This window comes from Amphritea atlantica, from assembly GCF_900111095.1.
Taxonomy (GTDB): domain Bacteria; phylum Pseudomonadota; class Gammaproteobacteria; order Pseudomonadales; family Balneatricaceae; genus Amphritea; species Amphritea atlantica.
Map to the genome: position 1 here is coordinate 52,644 of NZ_FOGB01000006.1, position 12,783 is coordinate 65,426.

Consider the following 12,783-nt stretch of genomic DNA (forward strand, 5'->3'; position numbering starts at 1 on the left):
GAAAGGAAAAGACATGTCAATCGAAATCAAAACGCCGACCTTCCCTGAATCTGTAGCCGACGGTACCGTAGCGACCTGGCACAAACAGCCTGGTGAGGCTTGTTCTACCGATGAACTGATCGTTGATATTGAAACTGATAAAGTGGTTCTGGAAGTTGTGGCACCCGCCGATGGTGTGATCAAAGAGATCATTAAAGGCGAGGGCGACACGGTCCTGAGTGAAGAGGTCCTGGCGATCTTTGAAGCGGGCGCGGCAGCATCTGCAGCTCCGGCAGCGGCCTCTGCGCCTGCTGCAGCAGCCCCTGCAGCTGAAGCATCTGCCACTACCGATGCCGAAAAAGTCGGCCCTGCGGCACGTAAGCTGATCGAAGAGAACGGCCTGGATGCTAATCAGATTCCGGGTACTGGTAAAAATGGCGGGATCACTAAAGAGGATGTGGTTAACTACCTCAAAAATAAACCTGCAGCAGCGCCTGCAGCAGCCGTCAAGGTCGATAATGCTGCAGCCCTGAACATCGCTTCTGGTGAGCGGGTTGAAAAGCGTGTTCCGATGACCCGTCTGCGCGCTACGATCGCCAAGCGTCTGGTGGAAGCTCAGCAAAATGCTGCGATGCTGACCACCTACAATGAAGTCAACATGAAGCCGGTTATGGAGCTGCGTAAGCAGTATAAAGACCTGTTCGAGAAGACCCACAACGGTACTCGTCTGGGCTTCATGTCGTTCTTTGTTAAAGCGGCAACTGAAGCGCTGAAGCGCTTTCCAGCTGTCAATGCCTCAATCGATGGTAATGATATGGTTTACCACGGCTACCAGGATATCGGTGTCGCAGTTTCAACTGAGCGGGGTCTGATGGTTCCGGTTCTGCGTGATACTGATGCGATGACTCTGGCCGATGTTGAATCGACTATTGCTGATTTTGGCAAGCGTGGTCGTGATGGTAAGCTGGGTATGGATGATATGCAGGGCGGTACATTCACGATCACCAACGGTGGCGTGTTTGGTTCCCTGATGTCTACGCCGATCCTGAATCCACCACAAACCGCTATCCTGGGGATGCATAAAATCCAGGAGCGTCCAATGGCGGTAAATGGTCAGGTTGAGATTCTGCCAATGATGTATCTGGCGCTCTCCTATGACCATCGTATGATTGATGGTAAGGAAGCGGTACAATTCCTCGTGACTATTAAAGACCTTCTGGAAGACCCTGCACGTATGCTTTTAGAAGTCTGAGTCGGTCCCTTACTAGAACGAATAGATAGGTAGGTAATAAATGTCTGATAAATTTGACGTAATTGTAATTGGTGCAGGGCCTGGCGGATATGTTGCCGCCATCCGTGCTGCCCAGTTGGGTCTGAAAACTGCGTGCGTTGAAAAGTGGGTAGATGATAAAGGTGCGCCTGTACTGGGTGGTACTTGTCTGAATGTCGGTTGTATCCCCTCTAAAGCACTGCTTGAGTCGACTCATCAGTTCCATAAGACTCAGCACGCCGATGTTCACGGCATCCAGACCGGTGATGTCACCATGGATGTTAAGAAGATGGTTGCCCGTAAAGATAAGATCGTTGGCAACCTGACCGGTGGTATCGCCGGTTTGTTTAAAGCTAACGGCGTTACTCTGTTACAGGGTATGGGTAAACTACTGGCCAACAAGCAGGTTCAGGTGACTGCTGCTGATGGCACTGCAAGTGTATATGCTGCGGAAAATGTGATTCTGGCATCCGGATCTGTACCGGTTGAAATTCCGCCAGCGCCGCTGACTGAGGGATTGATTCTCGATAACGCGGGTGCACTGAATATTGATGAAACTCCTAAACGTCTGGGTGTTATTGGCGCGGGTGTTATCGGTCTTGAGATGGGCTCTGTCTGGGCGCGTCTGGGTACTGAAGTAACCGTTCTTGAAGCGATGGATGAGTTCCTTGCCATGGCTGACGCTGATGTTGCTAAAGAAGCGGCTAAGATCTTTAAGAAGCAGAAGCTGGATATCAAACTGGGTGCTCGTTGCACCGGGACTGAGATCAATGGCAAAGAGATTACCCTGAAGTATACCGATGCTGAGGGTGCTAAAGAGCTGGTTGTCGACAAACTGATCGTGGCAGTTGGTCGTCGTCCACAAACTCAGGGCCTGTTGTCCGATGATTCTGGCGTTAAGCTTGATGAGCGAGGCTTTATCTTCGTCGATGGTCAGTGTCGTACAGAAGCGCCGGGCGTTTACGCTATCGGTGACTCTGTTCGTGGTCCTATGCTGGCGCACAAAGCCTCCGAAGAGGGGATTATGGTTGCAGATATCATTGCCGGTCACCATGCGCAGATGAACTATGATGTGATTCCGAGCATTATCTACACGCATCCTGAACTGGCGTGGGTCGGTAAGACTGAGAAAGAGCTTAAAGCTGAAGGCGTTGCAATTAAAGTGGGTAAATTCCCATTTGCTGCATCTGGCCGTGCTATGGCTGCTGATGACACCGATGGTTTCGTGAAGATGATCGCCGATGAGGCAACTGACCGCATCCTGGGTGTTCATATGGTCGGTGGTATCGCTTCCGAGCTGATTGCACAGGCAGCGATCGCCATGGAGTTTGGCTCTACTGCCGAAGATCTGCAGTTGACTGTGTTTGCGCACCCAACCGTATCAGAAGCCGTGCATGAAGCAGCACTGGCTGTCGATGGCCATGCTATCCATATGGCTAATCGTAAAAAGCGTTAATCGCTGTACAATAGTTTGAAATTTCGACCGGGTAACCCCGGTCGATTATTGTTGAGGGTAGATTGTTTATTACCTGCAACAATTGGGCTGTAAAAAGATACTTTCTCTATATCGTTTTGCAGAGTCCTAATAAGTGTGAAAAAAACGACGGATTAGAGCATGAATCTTCATGAGTACCAGGGCAAACAGTTGTTTGCCGAATATGGTCTGCCGGTTTCTAAAGGAATCGCGGTAGATACCCCTGAAGCTGCTGCTGAAGCGGCTCTGAAAATTGGTGGTGATAAGTGGGTTGTTAAGACTCAGGTTCACGCAGGTGGACGTGGTAAAGCCGGCGGCGTGAAGCTGGTTGACTCTCCTGCAGAAGCACAGGCTTTCGCAGCGAACTGGCTGGGTAAAAACCTGGTCACTTATCAGACTGACGCAAATGGTCAGCCAGTTTCCAAAATCTTAGTTGAAGACTGCACTGATATCGCTAATGAGCTGTATCTGGGTGCGGTTGTTGACCGCTCTTCACGTCGTATCGTGTTCATGGCATCCACTGAAGGTGGTGTTGAGATCGAGAAAGTTGCGGAAGAAACTCCAGAAAAAATTCTGAAAGCCACGATTGATCCGGTGACCGGTGCGCAGCCTTACCAGGCACGCGAGCTGGCGTTTAAACTGGGTCTGGAAGGCGTTCAGATTAAGCAGTTCACTCAGATCTTCCTGGGTCTGGCCAAGATGTTTAAAGAAAAAGATCTGGCCCTGCTGGAAATCAACCCTCTGGTTATCACAACTGAAGGCAACCTGCACTGTCTGGATGCTAAGGTAGCGATCGATGGTAACTCTGTATACCGTCACAAAGATCTGCAGGCGATGGAAGATCCATCACAGGAAGACGAGCGTGAAGCGCGCGCGGCAGAATGGGATCTGAACTACGTAGCGCTGGATGGCAGCATCGGCTGCATGGTTAATGGTGCAGGCCTGGCAATGGGTACGATGGATATCGTCTCTCTGCACGGTGGCTTCCCGGCTAACTTCCTGGACGTTGGCGGCGGCGCGACTAAAGAGCGTGTAACCGAAGCGTTCAAGATCATTCTTGAAGACGACAAGGTTAAAGCCGTACTGGTTAACATCTTCGGTGGTATCGTACGTTGCGATCTGATTGCAGAAGGTATTATCGGTGCAGTTAAAGAGGTAGGCGTAAACGTACCTGTTGTTGTACGTCTGGAAGGTAACAATGCTGAACTGGGCTCCAAACTGCTGTCTGAGTCTGGTCTGGACATCATTGCAGCAACCAGTCTGACTGATGCTGCTGAGCAGGCAGTTAAAGCAGCGGAGGGTAAATAATAATGTCCGTTCTGATTAATAAAGACACCAAAGTAATCTGTCAGGGTTTCACTGGTGGTCAGGGTACCTTCCACTCTGAACAGGCTATCGCATACGGCACCAAGATGGTTGGTGGTGTAACGCCGGGTAAAGGCGGTACTGAACACCTGGGTCTGCCGGTATTCAATACTGTTGCTGAAGCTGTTGAAGCGACTGGCGCAGACGCTTCTGTTATCTACGTTCCTGCTGCATTCTGTAAGGATTCTATCCTGGAAGCTGCGAACGGCGGTATCAAGCTGATCGTTTGTATCACTGAGCATATTCCGGTTATGGATATGCTTGAGTGTAAAGTTGTATGTGACAACCTGGGCGTGCGCCTGATCGGACCAAACTGCCCGGGTGTTATCACTCCGGGAGAGTGTAAGATCGGTATCATGCCAGGTCACATCCACCTGCCAGGTAAAGTCGGTATCGTGTCCCGTTCCGGTACACTGACCTATGAAGCAGTTAAGCAGACAACTGATGCTGGTTTCGGTCAGTCTACCTGTGTCGGTATCGGTGGTGACCCGATCCCAGGATCTAACTTCATCGATATTCTGGAAATGTTCCAGAACGATCCACAGACCGAAGCGATTGTTATGATCGGTGAGATCGGTGGTTCGGCTGAAGAGGAAGCGGCTGCTTACATCAAAGCAAACGTAACTAAGCCTGTTGTCTCTTACATCGCTGGTGTGACTGCTCCTGCTGGTAAGCGTATGGGTCATGCGGGTGCGATCATCTCCGGTGGTAAAGGTACTGCAGACGAGAAGTTTGCTGCGCTGGAAGCTGCTGGCGTTAAGACTGTTCGCTCTCTGGCTCAGATCGCCGACGGTCTGCGTGAAGTGACTGGTTGGGAATAACACGCCCAAGTTGCTAGACGGCGCTTCGCGCCTTGCTAGTGGCTAGAAAAAAAAACCGCCGAATGGCGGTTTTTTTGTCTGTAAATGATTGTTTTTAAATCTATTTTTATGCATTATTAGGGCTTATTTTTTAATAGGGATGTTTGAATAATGATTCGATTACGATATTGTTTGATTCTGCTATTGACGTTGGTAACTGCTGGTTGTGCTTCTTTTAAGGCTCCAGTTTACTCACCAGACTATCAGGTGTTAGATAGTCTTAAGAATAAGCCGTTGGTCAGTGTGTCTGTTGCGCCTGTTGAGCCTAAAGATCCTGAGGCTAAAGTTAATAAAATTAGTCTGCGAGCCGCGTCTTTATCTACCGAGCAGGGGACTTTTTCTGCATATTTTGAGCAGTCTATGATTCAGGATCTGACCGAGATGGGAATCTATCAGCCCAGTTCTAATGTGCAGATTAAAGCGACTCTTATCGAAAATGATATCGATATTTCCAGCTTTTCTAAAGGTTATGGCAAGATGGTTGTTGATCTTGAAATCCATAAATCATCAGTGCTCACTTTTTCCAAACAGTATACTGGTCTAACACAGTTTGAATCGTCTTTTGCCGGGGCGGTTGCTATTCCTAAAGCTCAATCTGAATATCCCTATCTGGTTAGGGAACTGCTCAAACAGATATACTCAGACCCTGAATTTATAAAGGAACTCTCAAAATGAAAAATTTTGTTTCAGACCTGAAAAGGAATTTAAAAGCAATATCCGTTATCGCATTATGCAGTGCGGTAGTGGGCTGTGCTCATCCCATCAGTATCAGTCAGCTAGCTGATCATCAGGGATATGCTGGGGAGAAAGTGTCTAAAACAGTTGCTTATGTCATTACTGATGAGCAGAGAAAAGCTGAGGTGACCACTCCCGGGGGGGGAGGTGATAAAATAAGTTACTATCCATATCGCGATCTTGAGGGAACTTTACGCTCCGCATTAGGCTCTGTTTACGAGGGGGTTTATGCACTTAATTCTACAGACGATAATGCGACGATAAAGGGCAATGGTATCGAATTGGTATATGTTCCAAGTATTTCAACTAATTCAAGTTCAGAGTCTGCGTTCACATGGCCGCCTACAGAATTTACGATTGATATGACATGTTCTGTGTATGATGTCGACGGTGGGCTTGTTTCAACACTGGATGTAACAAGTGAAGGTAAGGCCGAATTTGATGAATTTATCAATGAGGTTGGTTTGGCTGCAAAAAGAGCGGCAGGTAGTTTGAATGATAAGTTGACTGAGTCTATTCTCTCCCATGAAGAGTTGAAGTAGTGTTACTTATTTCCTCTTGAGGAGGTTTTACTAAAACCGCCGACTGGCGGTTTTTTTATGTCTGCGGATTGAGTTAACTCAGGGTCTGCGGGTATTCTGGAGGTATCTATAGTTAAGGAGTTTTTATGAGTCTGTTTTCATCTATCAAGTCGATGTTTAGCTCTGCGGATAGCGGCTCTAAAGAGCCTGAAACTCTGCCATCTGAAGAGTATCAGGGTTTTACTATAACACCCGCGCCAATTTGTGAAGAGGGTGGCTATCGGGTTAATGGGCTGATTAGCAAAGGTGAGCAAAGCCACCGGTTTATCCGCGCGGATATGCTTTCCTCCAGTGACAGCTGTGCTCAGGAGATGGTGCGTAAAGCGAAGCAGGTGATTGATCAGCAGGGCGATAATATTTTCGGCTGATTTATTCTGCCTGGTTGGCTTTTATGGTCGTTTACAGCTGTTTGTATGATAATGTTTCAGTTGTTTACACTCAGTTTTAAAAGGATTTTTTAATGCGATATCTGATAATTGCTCTTGCATTGCTGCTGGCTGGTTGTGAAGTTGCGCCGGTAAAAGATGCTGCCAGTGTCCAGGTTTCAACAAAGCTTGATAGTAGCCTGACACTTCCTGTGGCTGCGCCACTCGCCTACTATATTTCCCGTGAAGATCTGCAGCGAGAAGTTAATGGGGCTGATGGCTATTCCCGCTGGAAGTTTTATCCTGGGCCGTTCTTCAAAAAAGCAGCAGATATCGTTTATCCAGATTTTTTCTCGGTTGCCGGACCACTGGCTGAAGATCAGTCTTTTCGCTATCTGGTCAAGCTTAGCAGCGAGGCAGGGTATTCAAATCTGTGGGGCACATATAAGGTAACAGTCACAGCTTCATACCTCGATCGTCAGGGTAATGAGGTGTTTAAAACCACAACGGAGGCCAGTGTTACCGGGGCAAACTTATGGCAGGAGGCTTATACCAGCATTTATGCCGAGGCCCTGAAAGAATCAACTCACCGGTTTTTGAATCATATGGCAGGGCTGAATAGTGATTTACAGCAGCCTATTAGTGATGAGGAACGACAAACAGCTGACTTTGATAAACTGTTGGGAGAGATGAAACCCGCAGGCAACGGTACAGGTTTCTTTATAAACAGCAGTGGTCAGTTGCTTACGGCAGCTCATGTCGTAAATGAGTGTCTGAAAACCGAAGTGCGATACAACGGGCAAAACTATCCGGCGAACAGGGTTGCGCTTAGCAGGGTTCTTGACCTTGCGGTACTGCAGGCTGATCTGCAACCGGCACGTTTTGCCAGCATTCCCGCTAATGCTTCCGATGATGTAGCATTGGGACAGAGTGTATTTGTTACTGGCTATCCACTAGGAAGCATCATGGCGGACTACCCCAGTCTCACAATGGGAAATATCAGCTCTTTGGGAGGCTTGAAAGGAGCGCTGGCCAATCTGCAGTTTTCAGCGCCAGTGCAGCCGGGTAATAGTGGTGGACCATTAATCGACTACAGGGGGAATGCTGTAGGGGTGGTCACCAGCAGTCTGAATCAGTCAATGATGCTGGCTAAGACGGGGACAACGTCTCAGAATGTCAACTTTGCTGTGAGTGCCGAATATATGCGCCGCTTTCTCGATCATTCGCACGTTCAGTACCGTTATAAACCACTGAAAAAGAGTCTGGAAGCGGCTTCAGACGCAGCGGTTAAATTCACTGTACAGATATTGTGTTATCAGTAAGGAGTGCTGAAATGTTCACTAATTTAACCCGGACAAAGATTATCTTGTTGCTGACGGTGCTTTTTAATTCAGGCCTGGTGCAAGCAGCAGATCCCTCTGAGTCATTTACTGAGTATGTTCATCAGGGGGATCCGTATCCTCCTGTATTGTTCCAGAGTAATATTGAGGGCGACACCTTTACGGAGAAGCTAAAATCCTATGGTGCTTTTAAATCCGTAGACAAGGATGCTATGGGCTCGCCTATTGGTATTATCGTTATGAAAGGCTTGCGCATGAAAGCTGATGCAACCAGTTTTTCTAGTTTAATGTTGTCGGCGGGAACTCTTGGGTTAATACCCGTTGTATCGAATAAAAGCTTTAAAGTTCAGTATGGTGTATTTGTTCAGGGGGATCTGCTGTCTACTTTTGACTACGAGATGACCTCCACTGATGTAGAGAACATGTGGAGCGGTCCCCGTACTTCTGAAATGAAGCCAGCAGAGGAGCTTTTTCTGGAAAACAGTCTGTCGCTGTTTCTGAATGATCTGGCAAAAGACCGGAAGGCTCAGGAGCTCTTTCGTGAGTACTATACCTATTTCGATCGCTGAGTGGTAATGGTTGAAATCAGATCAGCTAAAGCGCCTCATGGCGCTTTTTTATGGTGAACCCGATGACTCAGAAACAACTGTTTGCCCGCTATAGTAAAGATCTTAATCCTGGCAGGCTTGAGTGGATTGGCCTGCGACCAACGCGTAAAGCGGATCTTGAGGTGGTTGATAGCGTTGAAGCGCTGGCAGGATTGGGGCTGCAAGGGGATCATCGTTGCAGTAAAACACCGGGCTCTGCCCGGCAGGTTACGCTGATCTCTGCTGAGTTCATCAGGATGATCGAAACCTACACTGGAATTAACACGATTGATCCGGCCCTGTTACGGCGCAATCTGGTAGTCAGTGGTATTAATCTCAATGCTTTACGGCATCAACAGTTCACCATTGGTGGTGCGCTGTTTGAAGCAACCGCGTTGTGCCACCCCTGTCGTCGGATGGATCTGGCGCTGGGCCAGGGCGGGGCTGCGGCTATGCTGGGGTATGGTGGCCTGTGTGCGCGGGTATTGGAGTCAGGTATGATCAGGGTTGGTGATCCGCTGATACCGCAAGTATCAGGTTGATCGTGGTGACGGACGAAGAGGGTGAAGGGGCATTAATGGATAGATCAAAGCCTGTTTTTTGGCGTGATTCACGTATGCCTTATGTGGAACTGCGTCAGGTGAGTGATGGCAGGACTGTGTGTTACGCACCTCATAGCCATGCTCAGTGGTCAATTGGCGCAATTACTGAAGGTATCAGCACGTTTTGTTACCGGGATGAGCGGTGCCAGGTCGGTGCGGGTGATCTGGTGCTGATAAATCCTGATTGGGTCCACGCCTGTAATCCGATCGACAATCAGCCCTGGGCATATCTGATGCTCTACATCGATACTGGGTGGCTAACGGCGCTGCGTACCCGGCTTGGGTTGCTGGAGCAACCTGTGTGGCAAGATATTGGTACCGCCGTTGTTTCTGAGCAGCGGTTTTATCAGGGATATTGTCAGATGGCGGATTGTTTGCTGGACTCTCAGATAGCTCTGCCAGAGAAGCAAACCGCGGTTATCGAATACCTTTCCGGCTTACTGAACTGCCTGGCAGGTCAATATCCATTGCCACTTGAGAAGGTGCCGCAGGCACTCAGTGATCTTGCGGGGTATCTTGATGAAAATGCAACAGAGGATATTCCCCTGGCAGAGATGTGTCTTCGCACTGGCTATAGCGCCGGTTATCTAATCCGGTCATTTAAGCAGTATTTCAGTCTGACGCCCCATGCATATCAGATAAATCGACGGATCCAGCGGGGGCAGCGGGAGTTAAAACGAGGCAGGCCCATTGCTGAGGCCGCATTGACTGCGGGTTTTACCGACCAGCCCCATTTTCAGCGTACGTTTAAACGGATGGTCGCTGCCACCCCAAATCAGTACAGACAATCTCTACTCAGATAGAAGGTAAAAGCAGCTAGCTACCAGCAGGATAGCCAGAGTCCGGTTGATTGTTTTGAGTATTGCAGGCTGGCTTATATATCTGCGCAGACATGCACCTGCATAAACCCAGCTTCCCAGCGATAGCCAACAGATCGGCAGGTAGATTGTCGCAAACAGAAGCAGCTGTTGCATATCGTTTCCGCTGGTGTATGCACCGATTCCTGATGCTGAGGCCAGCCAGGCTTTGGGGTTGAGCCACTGCATCATCGCTCCGGTTATAAATCCGGGGGCTTTCCCCGGTTGCTGTTCTGGCAGTTGCCCGTCAAAGGCGGCAAGCTTGACGCTCAGGTACAGCAGGAAAATGATACCGCCCCAGCGCAGTAAAATAGTTAAAGCCGGGATCATTTCAAGTGTCGTATAAAGGCCCATCCCAATAGCTATAAACAAAACAATAAAGCCGAGAGTCGCACCGGTGACAAATATAAGACCTTTCGAAATGGTGTAGCGGCTGCCACTGCTCAGGCAGACAAGATTTACCGGCCCGGGAGAGATTGAGGCCGCCAGCGCAAAAGTCGACATGGATAAAATGATAGGCAGGGTCATGCTGTTCTCCTCAACGAAAGATGATCAGTATGCCGTGGTCGATGCGTAGGATATTGAATAAAATTGATCTTTATTACGACGCTGAGGGGGGATTTTGAGGTTTGCTAAGAAACTTTCTTGACCTGTCTACTGGTGATGGCCTCAGGCTAGCTGTGAATCGTGAATGAGGTGTTGATGTGCTGACTATTTCTCTACTGGCCAAAAAGTTCAATCTTTCACGGACGACGATTCTCTATTATGAGCGGGAAGGATTGTTGCATCCTCTTAAGAGGGATCTCAATGGTTATCGGCTTTATGGCGACAAGGCGCTGTCCCGGTTATCGCAGATAGTGAGCTACCGGGCGCTGGGCGTTCCTGTTTCTGAAATCGCGCTGTTGCTGGATGGAAACGGTGAGCAGAAGCGCATTCTGCAGGATCAGTTGCAGCGTCTGCAGGCAGAGATAGAGCGGCTTCATCAACAGCAGATGGCGATTCTTAAATTTATGAAACAGCCGGACACTGAGGAGAATAGTATGGTGACGAAAGAGCGCTGGACAGAGATCATGAGAGCCGCAGGGCTAAGTGATGATGATATGCATAACTGGCACATCCAGTTTGAAACACTGGAGCCTGACGCGCATCAGGAGTTCCTTGAGTCGTTGCAGATAGGTGCCGATGAAATCGATCGAATCCGGGCGTGGTCACGTTGTTAACTGTGTAGCTGCAGCCGATGCAGGATAAACGTGGTTTTTTGACCAAAAAGAGAGCCGTGTGGCTCTCTTTAATCTGAGAATAAACGCTGCTATCAAACCGGTTTTGGTGACTTAAAGTACAGCCAGCTAAAGCCGATCAGGCCTGATATCAGGGAAGCAAACAGAATGCCTGTTTTCGCCATCAGAAGGTCAGCTGGATATTGGGCAAAGCCGAGTTCGGCGATAAAGATCGACATGGTAAAACCGATCCCCCCCATAAAGGCCACCCCAATGATATGATTAAAGTTAAGGCCGGAAGGCAGATCGCTGACTTTCAGTTTGACTGCCAGCCAGGTAAAACCGGCGATACCGATCAGTTTGCCCAGAATCAGCCCGGCACCTATGCCCATCGCGACAGGGTGGGCAATAACATCTGAAATCTCTGACCAGTTAATCGGTACACCGGCATTGGCCAGCGCAAAGATAGGGATAATCAGATAAGCGGAAGGCAGATGCAGGTTATGTTCAAGTACCTGAGCCGGCGCCTGAACTTTATATACTCCTTCTCCCAGTGCCCGTACCCGGGATCTTAATGCATCGTTAATGATGATGTTCTCATTCTGGCTGAACAGGCTTTTGATGTGATCAGCACTGTCTCGTACCAGTGAATGGAAGCGGGCGGGATCATATTTTGGTTTCATGGGGATGGTAAAAGCCAGCAGAACCCCTGCAAGCGTGGCATGAACCCCGCTTTTCAGCATTGCTACCCAGAGTACCACGCCAATCAGTGAGTAGGGCAGAATCCGGCGGACACCACCCAGGTTGAGGCAGATTAACAGAAATATCATCAATCCGGCGGTTAGTAGTGCCGTCAGATTGATTGTCTCGGTATAGAACACCGCGATAACAATAACCGCCCCAAGGTCATCGACAATGGCCAGTGCGACCAGGAACATCAGCAAGTTCTGTGGCACCCGTTTACCAAGCAGTGCCAGTGCGCCCAGGGCGAAGGCGATATCGGTTGCCATCGGAATGCCCCAGCCGTTCAGAGTGTGCCCTTCAGGGTTGATTGATACATAGATCAGCGCAGGCATCAACATGCCGCCTGCGGCAGCAATAATGGGCAGTGAGGCCTGTTTTACATTTGCCAGCTCGCCGACCAGCAGTTCCCGTTTAAGCTCCAGTCCCACCACCAGGAAAAATAGTGCCATCAAACCATCATTAATCCAGTGGTGAACGGTTTTCGATAGCTGAAAGCCCTCCATGCCGATGACGAACTTTGATTGAAGGAAGTGGTGATAGCCTTCATTCAGCTGACTGTTTGCAATGATAAGTGCTACAACTGCAAACAGCATTAGCAGAATACCACTGGTTGTCTGGCGGTGAATAAACTCCTCAAATGGGGTTAGCACGGTTTCAAATGCTCGTTCCCAGGGGGCAACATACTCATTGCCGGCAATCCTGCGTCTCCGTCTCATCAATCTCTCCAAGCTACAGATAGGTACTGTTAATCTCGCTGCTGCATTGTAACTAAATCATAGCCTTATGCATGTGTTGTTTTAACTTTTC

14 protein-coding genes are annotated in these 12,783 nt (G+C 48.9%); 12 read left to right on the top strand and 2 right to left on the bottom strand.

Features of this window, described 5'->3' with window-relative positions:
• Window positions 1-13: 13 nt before the first annotated feature.
• The 11 genes from odhB (at window position 14) to BMY09_RS11345 (ending at window position 9,961) form a co-directional block, all read left to right on the top strand.
• Window positions 14-1,231 carry a 2-oxoglutarate dehydrogenase complex dihydrolipoyllysine-residue succinyltransferase gene (gene odhB / locus BMY09_RS11295; protein WP_091358063.1) on the top strand — a complete coding sequence of 406 codons (1,218 nt, stop codon included), beginning with the start codon at window positions 14-16 and terminating at the stop codon, window positions 1,229-1,231.
• 40 nt (window positions 1,232-1,271) lie between these two features.
• Entirely contained in the window at window positions 1,272-2,705 is a 1,434-nt protein-coding gene (gene lpdA / locus BMY09_RS11300; RefSeq protein ID WP_091358066.1) for a dihydrolipoyl dehydrogenase, read from the top strand.
• Window positions 2,706-2,864: 159 nt separating this feature from the next.
• Window positions 2,865-4,031 carry an ADP-forming succinate--CoA ligase subunit beta gene (gene sucC / locus BMY09_RS11305; RefSeq protein WP_091358069.1) on the top strand — a complete coding sequence of 389 codons (1,167 nt, stop codon included), beginning with the start codon at window positions 2,865-2,867 and terminating at the stop codon, window positions 4,029-4,031.
• A 2-nt stretch (window positions 4,032-4,033) separates the two neighbouring features.
• Complete coding sequence (gene sucD, locus BMY09_RS11310; protein ID WP_091358072.1) at window positions 4,034-4,909, top strand: succinate--CoA ligase subunit alpha; 876 nt, start codon at window positions 4,034-4,036, stop codon at window positions 4,907-4,909.
• 150 nt (window positions 4,910-5,059) lie between these two features.
• Window positions 5,060-5,623, top strand: a complete 564-nt coding sequence (locus BMY09_RS11315; protein WP_091358075.1) for a hypothetical protein — start codon at window positions 5,060-5,062, stop codon at window positions 5,621-5,623.
• A complete protein-coding gene (locus BMY09_RS11320) occupies window positions 5,620-6,225 on the top strand; it encodes a hypothetical protein (RefSeq protein ID WP_091358077.1) in 606 nt (201 codons plus the stop codon). Before BMY09_RS11315 ends, BMY09_RS11320 begins: the two co-directional genes overlap by 4 nt.
• Window positions 6,226-6,350: 125 nt before the next feature.
• Window positions 6,351-6,632 (top strand): HlyU family transcriptional regulator, encoded by a 282-nt coding sequence (locus BMY09_RS11325; RefSeq protein WP_091358080.1) that lies wholly within the window; start codon window positions 6,351-6,353, stop codon window positions 6,630-6,632.
• A 92-nt stretch (window positions 6,633-6,724) separates the two neighbouring features.
• A complete protein-coding gene (locus BMY09_RS11330; RefSeq protein ID WP_091358082.1) occupies window positions 6,725-7,951 on the top strand; it encodes a S1C family serine protease in 1,227 nt (408 codons plus the stop codon).
• 11 nt (window positions 7,952-7,962) lie between these two features.
• The gene (locus BMY09_RS11335; RefSeq protein ID WP_091358085.1) at window positions 7,963-8,538 is read left to right on the top strand and encodes a hypothetical protein; all 576 of its coding nucleotides are present in this window, start codon (window positions 7,963-7,965) and stop codon (window positions 8,536-8,538) included.
• Between the two features lie 62 nt (window positions 8,539-8,600).
• Window positions 8,601-9,098 (top strand): MOSC domain-containing protein, encoded by a 498-nt coding sequence (locus tag BMY09_RS11340; RefSeq protein ID WP_091358594.1) that lies wholly within the window; start codon window positions 8,601-8,603, stop codon window positions 9,096-9,098.
• A gap of 35 nt (window positions 9,099-9,133) precedes the next feature.
• The gene (locus BMY09_RS11345; RefSeq protein WP_091358087.1) at window positions 9,134-9,961 is read left to right on the top strand and encodes an AraC family transcriptional regulator; all 828 of its coding nucleotides are present in this window, start codon (window positions 9,134-9,136) and stop codon (window positions 9,959-9,961) included.
• Here the strand turns inward: BMY09_RS11345 and BMY09_RS11350 are convergent.
• Window positions 9,950-10,543, bottom strand: coding sequence for a LysE family translocator (locus tag BMY09_RS11350; RefSeq protein ID WP_175483519.1), 594 nt, complete (start codon window positions 10,541-10,543; stop codon window positions 9,950-9,952). The two genes, BMY09_RS11345 and BMY09_RS11350, sit on opposite strands and share 12 nt — an antisense overlap.
• Before the next feature lie 176 nt (window positions 10,544-10,719).
• On the opposite strand from BMY09_RS11350, the gene BMY09_RS11355 reads away from it, so the two are divergent.
• Entirely contained in the window at window positions 10,720-11,235 is a 516-nt protein-coding gene (locus BMY09_RS11355; RefSeq protein ID WP_091358090.1) for a MerR family transcriptional regulator, read from the top strand.
• A 92-nt stretch (window positions 11,236-11,327) separates the two neighbouring features.
• Here BMY09_RS11355 and nhaA read toward each other — a convergent pair whose 3' ends face one another.
• The gene (gene nhaA / locus BMY09_RS11360) at window positions 11,328-12,692 is read right to left on the bottom strand and encodes a Na+/H+ antiporter NhaA (RefSeq protein ID WP_091358095.1); all 1,365 of its coding nucleotides are present in this window, start codon (window positions 12,690-12,692) and stop codon (window positions 11,328-11,330) included.
• Window positions 12,693-12,783: the final 91 nt, after the last annotated feature.